Source organism: Streptomyces sp. Mut1, assembly GCF_030719295.1.
GTDB lineage: Bacteria > Actinomycetota > Actinomycetes > Streptomycetales > Streptomycetaceae > Streptomyces > Streptomyces castrisilvae.
Genome location: NZ_CP120997.1, coordinates 5,349,115 through 5,368,968 on the forward strand (window position 1 = coordinate 5,349,115; position 19,854 = coordinate 5,368,968).

The following is a 19,854-nucleotide window of genomic DNA, read 5'->3' on the forward strand; positions in this document are numbered from 1 at the left end:
GTGAAGCGCAAGCTCATCGCGGCGATCGGCGTCGCGGGCATGTTGGTTTCCATTGCGGCGTGTGGTTCGGACGACAAGTCTTCGTCCTCGAAGGACCCGAAGGACCGCAAGGAAGACCTGACTGTCTGGCTCATGGGCGAGGCCCAGTCGACCTGGCCGGAACTGGTCAAGGACGTCAATGCCGAGTTCAAGAAGAAGTACCCGAACGTCAAGGTCAAGGTCCAGTACCAGGGCTGGGCGGACAAGGTCAAGAAGCTCGACACCTCCCTCGGTGGCGACAAGTTCCCGGATGTTGTCGAGCTCGGCAACACCGAGACCATGCAGTACATCCTCAACGGCGCGCTCGGCGAGATCGACACCGCCAAGTACGAGAACTCGGACACCTGGATCAAGGGTCTGAAGGACACCTGCTCCTACGAGGGCAAGATCTACTGTGTCCCGTACTACGCCAGTGCCCGTCTGGCGGTCTACAACAAGGACATGCTGAAGGCCGGCACCGGCAGCGACACCCTCCCGCAGGACGAGGCGTCCTTCCTCAAGGCCATGGACAAGGTCCAGGCCGAGCTCGCCAAGAAGGACAAGCGCGCCTCGTCCCTGTACTACCCGGGCCGTTACTGGTACGCCGCCATGTCCTACGTCGCGGCCGAGGGCGGCCAGATCGCCAAGTACGACGAGGGCGCGAAGGAGTGGAAGGCCACCCTCTCGACCCCCGAGGCGCAGAAGGGCATCCAGGACTTCGTCGACCTGGTCAAGAAGTACAACAAGGCAGACCAGACGAAGGACGAGCAGGACCACGCCAACGTCATGGCCAACGAGAAGGCCGCGGTCATCTACGGCCAGGCCTGGGAGGCCGGCAGCGTCACCGGCGGTGACAACGGCAACCCGAAGCTCGAGGGCAAGATCGCCACGGCCGGTATGCCCGGCCCGAACGGCAAGGCGCTCCCGTCCTTCATCGGCGGCTCGGACCTCGCCACCATCTCCAAGTCGAAGGTCCAGGACCTCGGCCAGGAGTGGATCTCCCTCTTCACCAACGCGAAGTCCATGGACGTCCTCGCGTCGAAGAACATCCTCCCGAACAACGAGAAGCAGCTTGAGCCGCTGAAGGCCAAGCCCGAGACGGCCGCCATCGCCAACGCGGTGCCGGACGCCTGGTTCACGCCGATCGCGCCGGGCTGGGCCTCGATCGAGAAGGAGGAGATTCTGGAGAACATGCTCCTGAAGATCCTCAAGGGCACCTCCGTCGCCGACGCGGCCAAGAAGGCCGACAGCGAGATCGACGCACTGATCAACAAGAAGGCCTGAGCCTTCTGATCGCCAGGCGGGGGCCCGGCACTGTGCCGGGCCCCCGCTCCTTTACCAGCAACGCCGTGTTTTCCGGGGGCTGCCTCGGACCCGCGATGGAAGGTCAGCCACGTGACTGCCGCCGATACCAAGGCCGCCGGGCCACCGGTCCCCGTACCACGTGATCCCGAGGCGGACGGGAGCCCACTGTCCGATCAGGGCGGCAACGGTCCCCTCAAGCAGAAGAGGAAGCGGAAGAAGGGTGAACTCCTCCCCTACCTCCTGATCCTCCCGGCGATCGTGGCGATCGCCGCCGTCTACCTCTACCCGCTCGCCAAGACCGTCATCATGTCCTTCCAGGACATGGGCCGGCGCGAGCTGTGGAGCGGCGACCCCGCACCCTGGGTCGGTTTCGACCAGTTCACCAACATCCTCGGGGACTCCGAGTTCTGGTGGGTGACCTTCCGCACCGTCGTCTTCATGGCCGTCTGCGTGACGCTCACCATGGGCATCGGCCTGCTGATCTCCCTGCTGATGCGCCGGCTGTCCAACTGGGTGCGGCTCATCCTGACCTTCTGCCTCATCGCCGCCTGGGCGATGCCGCTGATGGTCGCCGCCTCGATCTTCCGGTTCATGGCCGACTCCGACTACGGCCTCATCAACACCCTCATCGCGAAGGTCGTCGGCGAGGACTGGCTCGGCCACAACTGGTACCTGGACCCGATCCAGGGCTTCGCGATCATCACCCTGCTGGTGGTCTGGGGCGCCATCCCCTTCGTCGTCGTCACCCTGTACGCCGCCCTCACCCAGGTCCCCCAGGAACTGGAGGAGGCCGCCTCCCTCGACGGCGCCAGCAGCTTCGGCATCTTCCGCTACGTGACGTGGCCGGTCATCAAGCCGGTGTTCAGCATGGTCGCCACGCTGTCGGTGATCTGGGACTTCAACGTCTTCGGCCAGATCTGGCTGCTGCGCGGCAGCAAGCCCGAGCCCGAGTACGAGACCCTCGGCCTCTACTCCTACTCCAAGGCCTTCGAGTCCACCTCCTTCAGCCAGGGCACCGCCATCGCCCTGATCACGGTGATCCTGCTGTCCGCCGTGGCCGTGTACTACCTGCGCCAGCTCATGAAGACGGGAGAGGTCGAATGAGCACCACGACCGACACACCACAGGTCCTGCGCCCGGACCGCAAGAATTCCCGGGTCGGCCTGAACATCCTCGGCCTCGGCATCGCCCTGGTCATGGTCTTCCCGGTCTACTGGCTGGTGATCAGCGCCCTGCGGCCCAGCCGGGAGATCCGCTCGTACGACCAGACCCTGTGGCCCTCGTCGATCACCTTCGACAACTTCGTCAAGGCCACGCAGCAGCCGAACTTCGGCACCGCCGTCCAGTCCAGCCTGATCGTCTCCATCACCGCCGTGGTCGGCGGCATGATCATCGCCACCCTGGCGGCCCTGGCCATCGGCCGGTTCCGCTTCTTCGGCCGCAAGCCCCTGCTCCTCATCATGATCCTGGTCCAGATGCTCCCGCCGACGGCGATGCTCATCCCGATCTACGCCCAGCTCAACGCCATGGGCGGCATCGACGAGTACTGGAGCCTGATCGTCGTCTACCTGGTCTCCACACTGCCGTTCGCGACGATCATGATCCGCGGCTTCGTGGTGAACATCCCGGTGGAGCTGGAGGAGTCCGCCATGGTGGACGGCTGCACCCGCTTCGGCGCCTTCCGCCGCGTGATCCTGCCGCTGCTCGCCCCGGGCCTCGCGGCCGCGTCGATCTTCGCGCTGGTCAACGCGTGGAACGAGTACCTCTTCGCCTACATCCTGATCAACGACAACTCCAAGTACACGCTCAACGTGTGGCTGATGACGTTCACCAGTGAGCGCGGTACGGACTACGGTGCCCTCATGGCGGCGTCGACCATGATCGCTCTTCCGGTCGTCATCTTCTTCATGTTCGTGCAGAAGAAGATGGCCGCGGGCCTCACCTCCGGCGCCGTGAAGGGATAACGCCGCCCCATGACCACCCTCATATCCACCACGGACACCGTCACCCGCGACGCGCTGGCCGTCCTGCAGCCCGGCTTCACCGGCACCACCGCGCCGGAGTGGCTGCTGCGCCGGGTCGGCGAAGGCCTGTCCTCCGTCGGCCTGTTCGGCCGCAACATCGAGACGCCCGAGCAGCTCGCCGCGCTCACCGCCCAGCTCAGGGCCGAGCGTGACGACGTGCTCGTCGCGATCGACGAGGAGGGCGGCGACGTCACCCGTCTGGAGGTGCGGCAGGGCTCGTCCTTCCCCGGCAACCTGGCGCTCGGCGCCGTGGACGACACCGGGCTGACCCGGGCCGTCGCCCACGAGCTGGGCCGCCGGCTCGCCGAGTGCGGGGTCAACCTCAACTGGGCCCCGTCCGCGGACGTCAACTCCAACCCGGGCAACCCGGTCATCGGCGTCCGCTCCTTCGGCGCCGACCCCCAGCTGGTCGCCCGGCACACCGCCGCGTACGTCGAGGGCCTCCAGGCCGCCGGCGTCGCCGCCTGCACCAAGCACTTCCCGGGGCACGGCGACACCGCGGTCGACTCGCACCACGCGCTGCCGCGCATCGACGTCGACCTCCAGACCCTGCACGCCCGGGAACTGGTGCCGTTCCGGGCGGCCATCGCGGCCGGCTCCAAGTCGGTGATGAGCGCGCACATCCTGCTGCCCGCACTCGACCCGCACCGCCCGGCGACGCTCAGCCCGCAGATCCTGACCGGTCTGCTGCGCGAGGAGCTGGGATACGAGGGGCTCATCGTCACCGACGCCGTGGAGATGCAGGCCATCGCCTCGACGTACGGGATCGAGCGCGGCTCGGTGCTCGCCGTCGCGGCCGGCGCCGACGCGCTGTGCGTCGGCGGCGGGCTCGACGACGACAGCACCGTGCTGCGGCTGCGGGACGCGCTGGTCGCGGCGGTGCGCGCCGGTGAACTTCCCGAGGAGCGGCTCGCCGACGCCGCTGCCCGGGTACGGGCCCTCGCGTCCTGGACGCGGGAGGCCAGGGGGGCTGTCCGGGAGCCGGGCGCGGCAGCGCAGGAGGGGACCGCGCCCGGCACCGCGCAGAGCGAGGGCGTCGCCTCGGACGTCGGCCTGGTCGCCGCCCGCCGCGCGGTGCGCGTGACCGGTACGGCCGAGCCGCTCACCGGTCCGGCCTACGTGGCCGCCTTCACCCCGGTCGCGAACATCGCGGTCGGCGACGAGACCCCGTGGGGCCTCGCGGCCGAGCTGACCCGGCTGGTGCCGGGCACCGGGACCGACACGTACGACAGCGAGTCCCAGGCCCCGGCCGAGGCGGCGCTGCGGGCGGCGGGGGAGCGGCGCATCGTCGCGGTGGTCCGCGACGCGCACCGCCACGCGTGGATGACCGAGGCCCTGGACGCCCTGATCGCGGCGCGCCCGGACACGGTCGTGGTCGAGATGGGCGTCCCCCAGGCCGAGCCCCGGGGGGCCCTGCACATCGCCACCCACGGCGCCGCCAGGGTCTGCGGCCAGGCGGCGGCGGAGATCATCGCCGCGCGGTAGCCGTACCGAAGAGAGGGCCGGGACACCACCAAGGTGCCCCGGCCCTCTCGCGTACCGCGGGAAGCTACAGCCCCTGCCAGGCCGGCTTCGCCGCGAACGTGGCGCGGAAGTAGTCCGCCAGCTTCAGCTTCGACGCGGCGGCCTCGTCGACCACCACCGTCGCGTGCGGGTGCAGCTGGAGCGCGGAGGCGGGCACGACCGAGGCGATCGGCCCCTCGACCGTCGCGGCCACCGCGTCCGCCTTGCCCTCGCCCGTCGCGAGCAGGATCGGGTGGCGGGCCTCCAGGATCGTGCCGATGCCCTGGGTGATGACGTGGTGCGGCACCTGGTCGATGTCGTTGTCGAAGAAGCGCGCGTTGTCGACCCGGGTCTGCTCGGTGAGCGTCTTGATCCGGGTACGGGAGGCGAGCGAGGAGCACGGCTCGTTGAAGCCGATGTGCCCGTCGGTACCGATGCCGAGCAGCTGGAGGTCCACCCCGCCGGCCTCGGCGAGCGCCTTGTCGTACGCCTCGCACGCCGCCTGGACGTCCTCGGCGGAGCCGTCGGGGCCCATGAACGAGGCCTCGGAGAGCCCGAGCGGCTCGACCACCTCGCGCAGCACCACGGAGCGGTACGACTCCGGGTGGCCCGCGGGCAGCCCCACGTACTCGTCCAGCTGGCAGATGCGGGCGCGCGAGGCGTCCACGGAGCCGGAGCGGACCCTTTCCGCGAGGGCCTGGTAGATGGGCAGCGGGGTAGAGCCGGTGGCAACGCCGAGAAGGGCGTCGGGCTTGCGGCTCAGCAGGGCGCCGATGGCCCCCGCGATCAGTTCGCCGCCTGCCTTGGCGTCCGGGACGATGACAACTTCCACGCGGGGCCTGCCGATCCGATTGAAGACTGACGATATGTGGTATAGACCAATCAACAGCCTAATCTAGCAGACCCGGCCCGCCGGGACGCGGCCCGTACCGCCCTTCGGACGTACGGCCCGGTCCCAGGGGCCGCCCCACCGGCCGCAGCCCGCTGGCGGGCCCTCGGTGCACCGTGCTCGACTTGTCCGACGCACCGTGACCACCCGGGAGGCACCAGACATGTCCGCCACGTACCCGGCCGGCGAGAACGGCGAACGGCCCGGCCGCATCATGTCCGGCGAGATGGCCGAACAGCCCGCGATGCTCCGGCGCATCCTCGAACGCGGCGCTCCCGCCGTCCGGGAGACCGCCGAGCGGATCGCGGCCCGCAAGCCGCGCTTCGTCCTGCTCACCGCGCGCGGCAGCTCCGACAACGCCGCGCTCTACGCCAAGTACCTGCTGGAGATCACGCTCGGGCTGCCCTGCGGACTGGCCTCGATGTCCACCACCACGGCCTACGGCGCGAAGCCGGACCTGCGGGACGTCCTCGTCGTCACCGTCAGCCAGTCCGGCGGCTCGCCCGATCTGGTGGCGTCGACCCGGGCGGCCCGCGAGGCGGGCGCGGTGACGCTGGCCGTGACCAACAACCCGGACTCGCCCCTCGCGGCCGTGTCCGAGTACCACATCGACATCCTGGCCGGGCCGGAGAAGGCGCTGCCGGCCACCAAGACGTACACCGCGTCCCTGCTCGCGCTGTACCTGTTCGTGGAGGGGCTGCGCGGCGGCGACGGCGCGGCGGCCGGCGTCCTGCCCGACCTCGCCGACGAGGTGCTCGCCCGCCAGGAGGAGGTGAAGTCCCTGGCCTCCCGCTACCGGTTCGCCGAGCGCATGGTCATCACCTCGCGCGGCTACGGCTATCCCACGGCCAAGGAGGCGGCCCTGAAGCTCATGGAGACGAGCTACATCCCCGCTCTGTCCTACTCCGGCGCCGATCTCCTGCACGGCCCGCTGGCCATGGTCGACAACATCTCGCCGGTGATCGCCGTGGTGACCGACGGCCGGGGCGGCGAGGCCCTCCAGCCCGTCCTGGACCGGCTGCGCGGCCGGGGCGCCGACCTCTTCGTCGTCGGCCCCGCGGCACCGGTGGCGGCGGCGTCCGCGGGCTTCGTGCTGCCGACGGCCGGGGTGGCGGAGGAGGTGCAGCCGGTCCTGGAGATCCTGCCGCTCCAGTTGCTGGCCTACGAGGTGACGATCGCCCGGGGCCAGGACCCGGACGCGCCGCGCGCGCTCGCGAAGGTCACCGAGACCCGCTGAGTCCGCCGGCGCGAAGAGACCCCGGAAACACCCGCGGGCCGCGGCGCCGGGCCGGGACCCTCAGCCCGACCAGCACCGCAGCCCGGAGTAGAGCCGCCCTCGCGGGCGGCGGCTCGGCCGGCGGTGTGCGGTGCCCCCGGCCGGGGGAGAGGCACCGGCGCAGTCAGGGCAGAGAGCGCGGTACCTCGATCCGCCCTCCTGTGCGGGGAGAGCGGAGGCTCTTACATCAAGCATTGTGGACTAGACCATTAGTCCCTGTCCATCCATGGGCGCCGCCAATGTCGGTGCCCACCGTGCTGCACGTACGGGCGCGGCTTCCGGTTCGGACCCGGCGCACATCCACAGGTACGCTCCACACGTGCCCTCCATGAACGACCTCGTACGCCAGCACACCGCCCTCGGCGACACCGACCTCGAGTGGCTCCACCTGCTGGTCTCGGAGTGGCAGCTGCTCTCCGACCTCTCCTTCGCCGACCTCGTCCTGTGGGTCCCCACCCGCGACGGCACCCGCTATGTGTCCGTCGCCCAGATGCGGCCCAACACCGGACCCACCTCCTACCAGGACGACATGGTCGGCCACCTGGTGCCGCGCGGCCGCCGCCCGCTGCTGGACGCGGCCCTGGACGAGGGCCGGATCGTGCGCGAGGGCGACCCGGAGTGGCGCGAGGAGGTTCCGGTACGGGTGGAGTCGATCCCCGTACGCCGGGAGGGCCGGGTCCTCGGCGTCATCGCCCGCAACACCAACCTCCTGACCGTACGCACCCCGTCCCGGCTGGAGCTCACCTACCTCCAGTCCGCCTCCGACCTGGCCCAGATGATCGCCGCCGGGTCCTTCCCCTTCCCCGGCCAGCAGGTCGACATGGACGCGTCCCCCCGCGTCGGCGACGGCCTGGTCCGGCTCGACGCCGACGGGGTCGTCCAGTACGCGAGCCCCAACGGCCTCTCCGCCTACCACCGGCTCGGGCTCGCCTCCGACCTGGTGGGCCATCACCTCGGCCAGATCACGGCCGAACTCGCGCCCTCCCGGGGCCCGGTGGACGAGGCCCTGGTCAAACTCGCCAGCGGTTACGCGCCCCGTGAGTTCGAGGTGGAGTGCACCGGCGGAGTGATCCAGCTCCGCGCGATCCCGCTGAAGCCCAAGGGGGTCCGCATCGGCTCCCTGGTCCTCCTGCGGGACGTGACCGAACTGCGCCGCCGCGAGCGTGAGTTGATCACCAAGGACGCCACCATCCGGGAGATCCACCACCGGGTGAAGAACAACCTCCAGACGGTTGCCGCCCTGTTGCGGCTTCAGGCCCGCCGGATGGACTCCCCGCAGGGCCGCGAGGCGCTCAACGAGGCGGTGCGGCGCGTCGGTTCGATCGCCATCGTGCATGAGACGCTGTCCCAGAATCTGGACGAGCGGGTGGAGTTCGACGACATTGCGGACCGGGTGATCGCCATGGTCGCCGAGATCTCGCCGGGCAAGGTCACCTGCCGCCGCACCGGACGCTTCGGCGTGCTCGACGCCGAGGTGGCCACCCCGCTGGCGATGGTCCTCACCGAAGTCCTGCAGAACGCCCTGGAGCACGCGTTCGGCGTGGCCGAGTCCGGCACGGTCGAGGTCTCCGCCGTCCGGGGCGGCTCGCCCACCGAGGGGCGGCTGCTCATCACCGTTCAGGACGACGGCTGCGGTCTGCCGGAGGGTTTCGATCCGAAGCGGGCCGGCAATCTGGGCCTCCAGATCGTGCGGACGCTGGTCGAGGGCGAGTTGAGCGGATCGTTCGGCATGGTCCCGGCGCCGGAGCGCGGCACACAGGTCGTCCTCGACATCCCGGTCCGCGCCGACAAGTAGCCCCGCCCGCGCACAACAGAGAGCCCGGACCGTTGAAGAACGGTCCGGGCTCTCTGTCAAGCATGCGCTTCGGGGGTACTGCGCGCTGCGACTCGGGGGGCGGGGTGGTGCGTACGCGCTGTACGCGCCGCCTGGCTGAGGTTCGTAGCGGTGGCGTCGGTCAGGCGCTGGCGTTGCGCGCCCGGTTGCGAGCGGCGCGGCGCTTCATTGCGCGGCGCTCGTCCTCGCTGAGGCCACCCCAGACGCCCGAGTCCTGGCCGGACTCGAGCGCCCACTGCAGGCACTGCTCCATGACGGGGCAGCGACGGCAGACGGCCTTGGCTTCCTCGATCTGCAGCAGCGCAGGACCGGTGTTGCCGATGGGGAAGAACAGCTCCGGGTCTTCCTCACGACAAACGGCGTTGTGACGCCAGTCCATGGCTGCTACCTCTCCTTGGTATTACGTACTGTGGCTTGTGAATGTGAACGCTTTCACGAATCCCCCCGCAGGTGTGGGGCCGACGCCCAGATGAACTGGTTGCGGTCCTGTGAAGTGAGGAGGGGTTCTGGCTCTCAGTGGAGGCCGTTGTTGCGGGCCGTCCCGATCGCCATGTAGAGATTCGCAAACCTCGGCTGCGGATACAACCCCTTCAGGAAAGTTTTTTTTGATTCCTCGGTGTCGACTAGGTCACAGCCGTACTTCTAGAGGGTGGAAGCCAGTCCAAACGTTCGAGTTAAAGGACTTTGGTCCCTTCCACTCACACAATCACACGCAGTGCACGGCGTACGCCTGTGAACGTCACACTTGTACGCACTCCCAGGTGGTCACCGTCCATCTGGAAGGGCAGTGGAACCTTTGAATGCAAGGTGAAGTCCGTGAGGTCGTGCCGTGAAACCGCGTGCTTGCCGCGAGGGCCCTTCTCCGGGCTCGACGTGAGCAGCTGGGTGGCGTAGCGGCTGACCGCGGCCGTGGACAGTTTCCGCAGGCCAAGCACGTCCAGGGCGGTGTCGAAGGTGGCCTTCGGGGCCGCGTAGATCGGCCGGTTCCCCAGGTACGTCCAGGGCGCCGTGTTGCAGATTATGGAAAGCGCGAGATCGGTGACCGGGTCCTGGCCGGGCACATCGAGCGTTATCACGCCCTGCCGCCGGTGCGGCTCGTCGAGGAATTGCCGGACCACCTGGCGCACGTACAGCGCATGGGTCGAACGCTTGCCGCGCTCGCGGTGCTGCTCGACCCGGCCGATCACCCCGGCGTCGAATCCGAGGCCGGCGCAGAAGGTGAACCAGCGTTCCGGTACGGATTCGTCGTCCGTGCCCGGTGTGCCCGCCGCGAGGCCGAGGCCGACCGTGCGCTCCGTCCGGTTCGCCAGCGCGTCCAGAATGGCGCCGGTCGCCTCCACCGCGTCGTTGGGCAGTCCGAGGGCGCGCGCGAAGACATTGGTCGAGCCGCCGGGCACCACGGCCAGCTTCGGCAGGCTGTCGAGTTCCGGGCCCCGGTGCAGCAGGCCGTTCACGACCTCGTTGACCGTGCCGTCGCCGCCGAGCGCCACCACGAGATCGATGTCGTCGCTGTCGGCGGCCCGCCGCCCCAGGTCACGGGCGTGCCCGCGGTACTCCGTGGTGACGGCCTCCAGCTTCATCTCGCTGGCCAGGGCGTGGATCAGCACGTCACGGGTCCGCGCACTGGTGGTGGTGGCAGCTGGATTGACCACAAGAAGTGCGCGCATGACCGCCAGCCTACCTACCGCGGGGTATCGGCCTGAAGTCCTGCCCGGTGACCCTCACGCTCGGTGACGGTACGGGAGCGGGGCGGCGGCGCGCCTCTCCCGTGGGGTGGCACGGCGACCCCCGGCTTTCCTTTCCCAGGGCGGGGATGCCAACCTGCAAGGGTGAGTACTCAGCAGAACGCGCCCTCGCCGACCCCCTCGGCCGAGCCGGTGAGGCCGGCCAGGATCACGCTGGTGGCCGGACTCAACGCCCTCGAAGGCACCGCCCTCGTCGTCGGCGGGATCTACATGCTGGTGATGGGGCTGCTCGGCCGCCCCGACAGCCCGGAGCAGGCCGAGATGGGCGGGCTCACCGTGATCGCGCTGGGACTGATCCCGCTCTTCGCCGCGCGCGGACTGCTGCTGCGGCGCAGCTGGAGCCGGGGGCCCGCGCTCATCACGCAGATCATCGCGCTGCCGGTCGCCTGGACGCTGCTGCGGTCCCACGGTGTCCTGATCCCGGCCGGGATCGTGCTCGCGGCGGTGGCGCTGACCTCGCTCTACCAGCTGGTCAGGCCCGCCACCATCGAGGCGCTCGGCATCCGCAGGCCGGGCGCGGCGCCCGACGCGGACACCACCGACGCCTGACACCCACTGAGTGCCGAAGGCCGCCGGGGCGTCCCCGGCGGCCTTCGGCGCACCCTGCCGCCTGCTCCTCGCTACTCCTCGACGAGCAGCCGCTCGCGCAGCTGCGCCAGCGTGCGGGCGAGCAGCCGTGAGACGTGCATCTGCGAGATGCCGACCTCCTGCGCGATCTGCGACTGGGTCATGTTGCCGAAGAACCGGAGTAGCAGAATCCGTTTTTCTCGTGGCGGCAGGTCCTCCAGCAGCGGCTTCAGCGACTCCCGGTACTCGACGCCCTCCAGCGCCTCGTCCTCGGAGCCGAGCGTGTCCGCGACGGCGGGCGACTCGTCGTCCGTGTCCGGCACGTCCAGCGAGAGCGTGCTGTACGCGTTGGCCGATTCCAGCCCCTCCAGGACCTCCTCCTCGGAGATCCCGAGCCGCTCCGCCAGCTCATGCACCGTGGGCGAGCGGCCGTGCTGCTGGGAGAGCTCGGCGGTGGCCGTGGTCAGCGACAGCCGCAGCTCCTGGAGGCGGCGCGGCACCCGCACCGCCCAGCCCTTGTCACGGAAGTGGCGCTTGATCTCCCCGACGACCGTCGGCGTCGCATACGTGGAGAACTCGACGCCCCGCTCCGGGTCGAACCGGTCGACGGACTTGATCAGCCCGATCGTGGCGACCTGGGTCAGGTCGTCCAGCGGCTCCCCGCGGTTGCGGAAGCGCCGGGCCAGATGCTCCACCAGCGGCAGATGCATCCGCACCAGCCGGTTGCGCAGCTCCGCCTTCTCCGGCGAACCGTCGGGGAGCTTGCCCAGCTCGATGAACAACGCCCGCGCCCCGCTGCGGTCGTTTGGATCGTGGTGCCCGTGCTCGCTCATCTGGCCCGCCTGCTCCGCCTGCGCCTGCTCCACCGCGACCGTAATGCCGGCGGGCCCGTCCGCCCCGTCCACCGCACGGGGCAGGTCCGCCCCGTCCACCGGATGAGGCAGGGCCTGCTGGTCCGGGATGCCTGCCGCACGCACCACCCCTGGTCGGATCGTCTCGTCCCGCACAGGACCGTCCCCGTTCCCGTTGCTCACGCCGGCCCGGGTCCCGCGCCGCGCTGTTTGTACAGGCTGATGCTGACCGTACGGTCGTCGGCGACCGAGGAGTCGACCTTTCCGGCCAGGGCGGAGAGCACCGTCCAGGCGAAGGTGTCGCGCTCCGGGGCGCGGCCGTCGGTGGTCGGGGCCGCGACCGTCACCTCAAGTGAATCGTCGATGAGCCGGAACACGCAGCTGAGGACGGAGCCGGGCACGGCCTGCTGGAGCAGGATCGCGCAGGCCTCGTCGACCGCGATGCGAAGGTCCTCGATCTCGTCGAGCGTGAAGTCCAAGCGTGCTGCGAGACCGGCCGTGGCCGTGCGCAGCACCGACAGGTAGGCACCCGCAGCGGGCAGCCGGACCTCTACGAAGTCCTGATTCCCGGGCTCGCCTGCGATCTGGGACACCCTCACCTCCAAGGTGGCACAAACTCATTCGAGGTTCCGGGAAGAGCGCCCGGAGCCATGCGGTACGTCTTCGGTTCCAGTCCCGGCGACGCTATCGGCATCCATGATGCCGTGTCGCCGGAACCTCCCCCTGCGGCTGTCACTCATGGTAGGCCCATGGGTACACACAGTGGCTAGGGGGCTGCGCCGGTCAATTGCGAACGACGGGCGCCGGTTTGACGTACCCAGACGTCAGACGATCGAACCGTCCGTGAAGCACCAACGCCAGTTCTCGCCGGCCTCGAAGCTCCGCATCACGGGGTGGCCGGTCTCCTGGTAGTGCCCCGTGGCGTGCCGCCCGGGCGACGAATCGCAGCAGCCGACGTGGCCACAGCTCAGGCAGAGTCGCAGCTGCACGGGGTGGGTGCCGGCCGCCCGGCATTCGAGACACGTCTCACTCAGGGGCGCCGGCTCGGGGCGCGGCAGGTCCGATACATGCGGGCACACACTCATGATGGCCAGGTTACGACGGATGCGAGGACCGTGAGATGGACGCATTGCCCCTGGTGGCGCTGGTCGCGGCCAGCGCGGCGACGGCGGGTCTGGCCCGTCGCACGCCGGTGCCGGCACCTCTTCTGCTGGTGGCCGTGGGGCTGATCGGCTCGTACGTGCCGGGGGTGCCGACGTACACCCTGGACGCGCACATCGTGCTCCCGCTGCTGCTGCCGCCCCTGCTCTACACCGCCGCCGTGGACAGCTCCTACCTCGACCTGCGGGCCAATCTGCGGCCCGTCGCCCTGCTCTCGGTCGGCTATGTGCTGTTCGCGACCGTCGCGGTGGGCTATCTGGTCCACCGGCTGGTGCCCGACCTGCCGCTCACCGCCGCCCTGGTGCTCGGGGCCGTGATCGCGCCGCCGGACGCCGTCACGGCCGCGGCCATCGCCCGCCGGGTCGGGCTGCCCGCGCGCGTCACGACGATCCTCCAGGGCGAGTCGCTCGTGAACGACGCCACCGCGATCACCGCCTACAAGGTCGCGCTCGCCGCCGCCGTGGGCGAGGGCATGAGCTGGGGCGCCGGAGCGGGCGAATTCCTGCTCGCCTCGGTCGGCGGCGTCGGGGCCGGCCTCCTGCTCATGGTGCCGCTGCACTGGCTGCGCACCCACCTCAGGGAGCCGCTGCTCCAGAACACGCTCTCGCTCCTGATCCCGTTCGTGGCGTACGCGGCGGCCGAACGCGTGCACGCCTCCGGGGTGCTCGCCGTGGTCGTCGTCGCGCTGTATCTGGGCCACCGCTCCTGGCAGGTCGACTTCGCCACCCGGCTCCAGGAGGCCGCCGTCTGGAAGATGGTCGCCTTCGTCCTGGAGTCCGTCGTCTTCGCCCTGATCGGCCTCCAGCTGCCGTTCGTCCTGAAGGGGCTCGGCGCGTACGCCGTGGCGGAGGCCTTCGGGTACGCGGTGGTGGTCTTCCTCGTCGTCGTCCTGGTCCGCTTCGTCTGGGTCTACCCGGCGACCTACCTGCCCCGGTGGCTGTCGCGGCGGATCAGGGAACGGGAGTCCAACACGGACTGGACCTCCCCGCTGATCGTGGGCTGGGCCGGGATGCGCGGGGTCGTCTCGCTGGCCGTCGCCTTCTCCATCCCGCCGGTCACGTCCGACGGCGCGGCCTTCCCGGCCCGCAACCTCGTCCTGTTCCTGACGTTCACCACCGTCATCGGCACGCTCGTCATCCAGGGGCTCACGCTGCCCCTCCTGGTGCGCGTGCTGAAGCTCCCGGGGCGCGACCGGCAGGCCGAGACGCTCGCCGAGGCGCAGGCCCAGAGCGAGGCGTCCACCGCCGCCGAGTCCCGCCTGGAGGAACTGCTCACCGACGAGCACAACCGCCTGCCCCAGCCGCTCACCGACCGGCTGCGCACCGTCCTGGAACGCCGCCGCAACGCCGTGTGGGAGCGGCTGGGCGCGGCCGACCCGGTCACCGGCGAATCGGCGGACGACACCTACCGGCGGCTGGCCGGCGAGATGATCGAGGCCGAGCGCGAGGTCTTCGTACGGCTGCGGGACGAGCGCAGGATCGACGACGAGATGATGCGGACCCTGCTGCGCCGCCTGGACCTGGAGGAGGCGGCGGCCTACCGGGAGGACGCGGACTGACCGTCGGCGGCGGTGTCGGGACGGCCCGTGATCACGGCCGCGACGGTGCTCCCGGCGGGGAACGCGCCCTCTTCGGCCAGCACGGTGAGCGCGTGCAGCATTTTGGCCACATACAGTCGCTCGACCGGCAGCCCGTGGCGGTCCTCGAAATCCTGTGCGAAGGCATGCAGGGCGGGTGTCGTACGGGCGTAGCCGCCGAAGTGGAAGCGCTCGTCCAGCCACCAGTCGCCGGCCGGCCCGCCGAACGCCTCCTGTTGCAGCTCCCGCACCGCGTCGCCGAGGAAGCCCCCGCGCAGGACCGGGACGCCGAGGGCGCGCTGCCCCGGCCCGAGCCCGGCGGCCAGCCCGGCGAGGCTGCCGCCGGTGCCGCAGGCCACCGCCGCCACATCGGCCACGCCCCGCAGCTCGTGCCCGAGTGCGGCGCAGCCCCGGGCCGCGAGGGCGTTGCTGCCGCCCTCCGGGACGATCTCGCACTCGCCGTGGACGTCCAGCAGTCCGGCCAGGACCACCGGATCGGTCTTGGCGCGGTACGTGCGCCGGTCCACGAAGTGCAGCCGCATGCCGTCCGCCGCGCACCGGGCGAGCGAGGGGTTCAGGGGCCGGTGCGCCAGTTCGTCGCCCCGGACGACGCCGATCGTGCGGAAGCCCAGCAGCCGGCCCGCGGCGGCCGTGGCCCGCAGGTGGTTGGAGTAGGCGCCGCCGAAGGTCAGCACGGGGCGCCCGGCGGCGGCGAGCAGGTTGGGAGCGAGTTTGCGCCATTTGTTGCCCGGCAGGTCCGGGTGGATCAGATCGTCGCGTTTGAGCAGCAGCGTCACACCGTGGCGGGTGAAGCGCTCGTCCTCGACCTGCCGCACGGGTGACGGGAGCACCGGCCGCAGCCGGGAGAGGCCGGGCGGGCCGGGGGACGGGGCGGGCGCGTCGGGCATGCCCCCATTGTGGGCGTACGCCCCCGCCGGACGGCCCCCGGGCGGCTACTTGAGGCGGTCGTGGACGCGGTCCCGCATGTCCGCCATCGTGAAGCCGCGCGGGTCCACCTTGCCGGGCTGCCACTCCAGGTGCCCGATGACCGAGCGGGAGTTCCAGCCGTGGTGCCGGCAGAGGGCCGCCGCGGCCTTCTCGATGGCTTCGAGCTGGGCGTCGGGCCAGGGGTCCTTGCCGTCGCCGAGGTTCTCGCACTCGAAGCCGTAGAAGTGCCGGTTCCCGTCGGTGTTGCTCTCGTTGACGCCGGGGAGCTTCTTCTTCTCGGCGATGACGGCGCGCAGCACGTCGTCGTCGCCCAGGCCCGCGTGGTTGGTCCGGCCGTATCCGACCAGGTGGACCCGGCCGTCCTTGGCGATGACGCCGTGGCACAGCGGCCCCGGCAGGTCGGGGTGGCCGTCGCGGCACATCCGTACGGTGGCGTCCGTTCCCCTGGTGACGGAGTGGTGGATCATCACGCCGTTGACCGGGCCCCAGGCGCCCTTGTGGTTGCGGTTGTGGCTGCGCCAGTCGCCGACCTGGACGACGGTGAGCCCTTCGTTCTTCAGGGCGGCGAGGAAAGCGCTCGCGGACATGGGTGTGGACATGACCGACTCCTTTGGTGCGTGGGGGAGTGTGTCCGTACAGCGCTTGTACCCGCCGGACAGGGCCCCGGACCGGTCGCGGCGCGACCGCGGGGCCCTGTTCGGATGCTGTGCGAGCCGATTCGGTCAATTCGGCGCGCGTCGTGGGGCGCTCAGGAGGCGAGCCACAGGTCGGGGCCGAACACCTCGTAGTGGATGTCGGACGCGGCGACGCCCTTGGCGAGCAGCTGGGTGCGCACCGAGCGCATGAAGGGCAGCGGGCCGCAGAGGTAGGCGTGTGTGCCGGAGGCGATCGCCAGGCCGCTCAGGTCGACCAGACCGGTCCGGTCGGCGGGGTGGCCGTCCGTCGGGTCCTCGTACCAGAAGTGGGCCGCCGAGTCGGGGAGCTTGCCGGCGAGGGCGGCGTGGTCGGTGCGCATCGCGTGGTCGGCGGGGGAGCGGTCGCCGTGCACGACGGTGACCGGGGTGCGGTGCCCGGACTCGGCGAGGTGCTCCAGCATCGACAGGATCGGCGTGCAGCCGATGCCCGCGGAGGCCAGCAGGAGGGGCGCCTCGGCGGACTTCAGGACGAGGTCGCCGTACGGGGCCGAGACCCGGAGCCTGTCCCCCGCACGGACCTGCTCGTGCAGCTGCCGCGAGACCTCGCCGTCCGGGGCGCCGCCGCCACGCACCCGCTTGACCGTGATCGAGCGGACCGTCGAGCCGGGGGCGCAGGAGAGGCTGTACTGACGTATCTGGTGGGCGCCGTCCGGGAGTTCGACCTGTACGGAGACGTACTGGCCGGGGCGGAAGGCGGGGGCCGGCGAGCCGTCGGCCGGGCGGAGGCGGAAGGTGGCGACGTCCTCGGTCTCCTCGGTGCGCGAGACGACCTCCCAGTCGCGCCAGACGTCACCGGCGACGACGCCCTGCTGGGCGTACAGCCGTTCCTCGATGGCGATCAGGGCGTTGGCCATCAGCCAGTAGACCTCGTCCCAGGCGGCGGCGACCTCGGGGGTGACCGCGTCGCCCAGGACCTCGGCTATGGCGGCGAAGAGGTGGGTGTGGACGACGTCGTACTGGGCGGGGGTGATGCCCAGTGAGGCGTGCTTGTGGGCGATGCGGCTGAGCATCACGTCCGGTCGCGTGTCGGGGTGCTCGACCAGCTGGGTCGCGAAGGCGGCGATGGAGCCGGCGAGCGCCTGGCGCTGGGCGCCGGAGGCCTGGTTGCCGCGGTTGAACAGGTCGCGCAGCAGCTCCGGGTGGGCGTCGAACAGCTTCCGGTAGAAGAGATCGGCGATGTCTCCGATGGCCGCGCCGACGGCGGGAAGGGTGGCACGGACGGTGGCGGTGGACGGCTCGGAGAGCATGGGTGACTCCTCGGATGTTGAATTGGCATCTGAGATGCGCATTTAAGCTCAGTGTAGAAACCGGGTTCGGGACCCGGTGCGGCGGGGTGGGTTCAGGGGGCTTGCGGCTCAGTCGCCGGGCGGGGGGCCGCTGCTGATGCCGATCAGGAGCGGGCCGGTGGGGCCGGTGACCAGATCGGCGACGGTGAGCGGGTCGAGGGAGGTGTAGAAGGCCTCCTCCGCCAGGCGCAGGGCGCTGCGCAGCCGGCAGGCCGACCGCAGCGGGCACGGGGTGCCCCCCTCGCAGTCGACGACGTCGCCGGGCCCCTCCAGTTCGCGCACGAGGCCGCCCACCGACGCCGTCCGGCCGGCCTCGGTGAGGGTGAGGCCGCCGCCGCGCCCGCGCCGCGCCTCGACCAGGCCGAGGTGCTGGAGGCGGGCCACCACCTTGGCGGCGTGCGAGTACGGCACCTGCATCGTGGCCGCCACCTCGCGGGTGGTCGGGTCCTCGTGCTTCACGACGGCCAGGCGCATCAGTACGCGCAGTGCCACGTCCGTGAATCTCGTCAGCCGCATGGCGGCGAGACTAGGTTAATTGGCATTCGAGATACAAATTTGAAGGCGGTCGGGGTATCGCGCAGCGTTGTGCCCAGCCCAAAGGCCGATTAGTCACACTCTTTTGTGTAATGGCGCGGGGCCTCATCGTGCTGGAAGTCTTCTTCTCGCAGGTCAGCCGACAAATCGAGAGGACGACAGATGTCCGTTGGTGAAGAGGTTCAGAACGTGCAGGTGCCGCCGCAGCAGAGTCTCGGCACGGCGGCCGCGCGGAACCTCGCGACGACCACCAAGTCCGCTCCGCAGATGCAGGAGATCACCTCACGGTGGCTGCTGAAGATGCTTCCGTGGGTCCAGGTGCAGGGCGGCACGTACCGGGTGAACCGCCGGCTGAGCTACTCGGTCGGGGACGGCCGTGTGACGTTCGTACAGACCGGGGACCAGGTGGCGGTCATCCCGGCCGAGCTCGGCGAGCTCCCTGCCCTGAGGGACTTCGGGGACGAGGCGGTCCTCGCCGAACTGGCCAGGAGGTGTGAGCAGCGCGACGTCCCCGCCGGGCAGCTCCTGGCGACGGAGGGTGAGGCGGCGGACCGGGTCTACCTGCTGGCGCACGGCAAGGTCGAGAAGATCGGCACCGGCCCCTACGGGGACGAGACGGTGCTCGGTGTCCACGCGGACGGGGCCTACTTCGGGGACCACTCCCTCATCGAGGGCGACGCCGTCTGGGAGTACACGGCACGCGCCGTCACCGCGTGCACGGTGCTGACGCTCTCGCGCGCCGATGTGCTCAACCTCGCCGAGCGGGCCGAGCCGCTGCGCGACCACCTCGCCCGGCTGCTGGCCGTCCCGCACCAGCGCACCAACAAATACGGCGAGGCGGAGATCGACCTCTCCGCGGGCCATGTCGGTGAGGCCGTCGTCCCGCACACGTACGTGGACTACGACGCCGCGCCCCGCGAGTACGAACTGAGCGTCGCCCAGACCGTTCTGAAGGTCCACAGCCGCGTCGCGGACCTCTACAACCAGCCGATGAACCAGACCGAGCAGCAGTTGCGGCTCACGGTCGAGGCGCTGCGCGAGCGCCAGGAGCACGAGCTGATCAACAACCGCGAGTTCGGCCTGCTCAACAACTGCGACTACGGCCAGCGGCTCCAGCCGCACGACGGGGTGCCCAGCCCCGACGACATGGACGAACTGCTCTCGCGCCGCCGCGGCTCCAAGCTCTTCCTCGCCCACCCGCGCGCCATCGCCGCCTTCGGCCGCGAGTGCAACAAGCGCGGACTGGTGCCGGAGAGCGTCGACATCGGCGGACACCATGTGCCGGCCTGGCGCGGGGTGCCGATCTTCCCGTCCAACAAGATCCCGGTCAGCGACGCCCGCACCACCTCGATCATCTGCATGAGGACCGGTGAGGCCGAGCAGGGCGTCATCGGCCTCCAGCAGACGGGCATCCCGGACGAGATCGAGCCCAGCCTCTCGGTCCGCTTCATGGGCATCGACGAGCAGGCGATCATCTCCTACCTCGTGACCGCCTACTACTCCGCGGCGATCCTCGTCCCGGACGCCCTCGGTGTCCTGGAGAACGTCGAGGTCAGCCGCTGGCGGTGAGCCAGGGGGCCCGGACCCCGCGGGGTCCGGGCCCCGGCCCGCAGCGCGCAACCACAGCAACCACCCACGTCCC

At 70.5% G+C, this 19,854-nt stretch carries 19 protein-coding genes; 9 read left to right on the forward strand and 10 right to left on the reverse strand.

The genetic code is table 11. The features are described 5' to 3' along the window. The 4 genes from P8A18_RS23415 (at position 1) to P8A18_RS23430 (ending at position 4,832) form a co-directional block, all read left to right on the forward strand. Positions 1–1,302 (forward strand): sugar ABC transporter substrate-binding protein, encoded by a 1,302-nt coding sequence (locus tag P8A18_RS23415; RefSeq protein WP_018549920.1) that lies wholly within the window; start codon positions 1–3, stop codon positions 1,300–1,302. 111 nt (positions 1,303–1,413) lie between these two features. Beyond that, positions 1,414–2,427 (forward strand): carbohydrate ABC transporter permease, encoded by a 1,014-nt coding sequence (locus tag P8A18_RS23420; RefSeq protein WP_306057320.1) that lies wholly within the window; start codon positions 1,414–1,416, stop codon positions 2,425–2,427. Beyond that, the gene (locus tag P8A18_RS23425) at positions 2,424–3,287 is read left to right on the forward strand and encodes a carbohydrate ABC transporter permease (RefSeq protein WP_018549922.1); all 864 of its coding nucleotides are present in this window, start codon (positions 2,424–2,426) and stop codon (positions 3,285–3,287) included. Before P8A18_RS23420 ends, P8A18_RS23425 begins: the two co-directional genes overlap by 4 nt. Before the next feature lie 9 nt (positions 3,288–3,296). After that, a complete protein-coding gene (locus P8A18_RS23430) occupies positions 3,297–4,832 on the forward strand; it encodes a glycoside hydrolase family 3 protein (RefSeq protein WP_306057322.1) in 1,536 nt (511 codons plus the stop codon). Positions 4,833–4,896: 64 nt separating this feature from the next. Here the strand turns inward: P8A18_RS23430 and nagB are convergent, their stop codons facing one another. Beyond that, positions 4,897–5,682 carry a glucosamine-6-phosphate deaminase gene (nagB, locus tag P8A18_RS23435; protein WP_306057325.1) on the reverse strand — a complete coding sequence of 262 codons (786 nt, stop codon included), beginning with the start codon at positions 5,680–5,682 and terminating at the stop codon, positions 4,897–4,899. 220 nt (positions 5,683–5,902) lie between these two features. Between nagB and P8A18_RS23440 the strand changes: the two genes are divergently transcribed. Both P8A18_RS23440 and P8A18_RS23445 read left to right on the forward strand, forming a co-directional pair. Then, positions 5,903–6,976 (forward strand): SIS domain-containing protein, encoded by a 1,074-nt coding sequence (locus P8A18_RS23440; protein WP_306057327.1) that lies wholly within the window; start codon positions 5,903–5,905, stop codon positions 6,974–6,976. Between the two features lie 367 nt (positions 6,977–7,343). Further along, a complete protein-coding gene (locus P8A18_RS23445) occupies positions 7,344–8,810 on the forward strand; it encodes a sensor histidine kinase (RefSeq protein WP_306061093.1) in 1,467 nt (488 codons plus the stop codon). Positions 8,811–8,970: 160 nt separating this feature from the next. Here P8A18_RS23445 and P8A18_RS23450 read toward each other — a convergent pair whose 3' ends face one another. Then, positions 8,971–9,228 (reverse strand): WhiB family transcriptional regulator, encoded by a 258-nt coding sequence (locus P8A18_RS23450; RefSeq protein ID WP_003953983.1) that lies wholly within the window; start codon positions 9,226–9,228, stop codon positions 8,971–8,973. Between the two features lie 319 nt (positions 9,229–9,547). After that, on the reverse strand, positions 9,548–10,516 hold the full coding sequence (locus tag P8A18_RS23455; RefSeq protein ID WP_306057329.1) for a diacylglycerol/lipid kinase family protein: 969 nt from the start codon (positions 10,514–10,516) through the stop codon (positions 9,548–9,550). Positions 10,517–10,750: 234 nt separating this feature from the next. Here P8A18_RS23455 and P8A18_RS23460 point away from each other — a divergent pair, with 234 nt between their 5' ends. After that, positions 10,751–11,143, forward strand: coding sequence for a hypothetical protein (locus P8A18_RS23460; protein ID WP_306061095.1), 393 nt, complete (start codon positions 10,751–10,753; stop codon positions 11,141–11,143). A 71-nt stretch (positions 11,144–11,214) separates the two neighbouring features. Here P8A18_RS23460 and P8A18_RS23465 read toward each other — a convergent pair whose 3' ends face one another. The 3 genes from P8A18_RS23465 to P8A18_RS23475 form a co-directional block, all read right to left on the reverse strand. Continuing rightward, positions 11,215–12,195: an RNA polymerase sigma factor SigF gene (locus tag P8A18_RS23465; RefSeq protein WP_371933711.1), complete on the reverse strand. Its 981-nt coding sequence runs from the start codon at positions 12,193–12,195 to the stop codon at positions 11,215–11,217. Further along, positions 12,192–12,605 (reverse strand): ATP-binding protein, encoded by a 414-nt coding sequence (locus P8A18_RS23470; RefSeq protein ID WP_018105584.1) that lies wholly within the window; start codon positions 12,603–12,605, stop codon positions 12,192–12,194. The genes P8A18_RS23465 and P8A18_RS23470 overlap by 4 nt, the downstream gene beginning before the upstream one ends. 231 nt (positions 12,606–12,836) lie before the next feature. Continuing rightward, entirely contained in the window at positions 12,837–13,097 is a 261-nt protein-coding gene (locus tag P8A18_RS23475; protein WP_306057331.1) for a UBP-type zinc finger domain-containing protein, read from the reverse strand. 35 nt (positions 13,098–13,132) lie between these two features. On the opposite strand from P8A18_RS23475, the gene P8A18_RS23480 reads away from it, so the two are divergent. After that, the gene (locus P8A18_RS23480) at positions 13,133–14,731 is read left to right on the forward strand and encodes a Na+/H+ antiporter (protein ID WP_306057332.1); all 1,599 of its coding nucleotides are present in this window, start codon (positions 13,133–13,135) and stop codon (positions 14,729–14,731) included. Here P8A18_RS23480 and P8A18_RS23485 read toward each other — a convergent pair. The 4 genes from P8A18_RS23485 to P8A18_RS23500 form a co-directional block, all read right to left on the reverse strand. Continuing rightward, complete coding sequence (locus P8A18_RS23485; protein WP_306057334.1) at positions 14,710–15,657, reverse strand: 1-aminocyclopropane-1-carboxylate deaminase/D-cysteine desulfhydrase; 948 nt, start codon at positions 15,655–15,657, stop codon at positions 14,710–14,712. The two genes, P8A18_RS23480 and P8A18_RS23485, sit on opposite strands and share 22 nt — an antisense overlap. Before the next feature lie 45 nt (positions 15,658–15,702). Continuing rightward, complete coding sequence (locus tag P8A18_RS23490; protein WP_018549932.1) at positions 15,703–16,296, reverse strand: N-acetylmuramoyl-L-alanine amidase; 594 nt, start codon at positions 16,294–16,296, stop codon at positions 15,703–15,705. A 149-nt stretch (positions 16,297–16,445) separates the two neighbouring features. Continuing rightward, complete coding sequence (locus P8A18_RS23495) at positions 16,446–17,639, reverse strand: globin domain-containing protein (RefSeq protein WP_306057335.1); 1,194 nt, start codon at positions 17,637–17,639, stop codon at positions 16,446–16,448. Positions 17,640–17,747: 108 nt separating this feature from the next. Continuing rightward, positions 17,748–18,194: an RrF2 family transcriptional regulator gene (locus P8A18_RS23500; RefSeq protein WP_306057337.1), complete on the reverse strand. Its 447-nt coding sequence runs from the start codon at positions 18,192–18,194 to the stop codon at positions 17,748–17,750. Positions 18,195–18,374: 180 nt separating this feature from the next. Between P8A18_RS23500 and P8A18_RS23505 the strand changes: the two genes are divergently transcribed. Further along, complete coding sequence (locus P8A18_RS23505) at positions 18,375–19,781, forward strand: family 2B encapsulin nanocompartment shell protein (RefSeq protein ID WP_306057338.1); 1,407 nt, start codon at positions 18,375–18,377, stop codon at positions 19,779–19,781. The last annotated feature ends 73 nt before the right edge of the window (positions 19,782–19,854 follow it).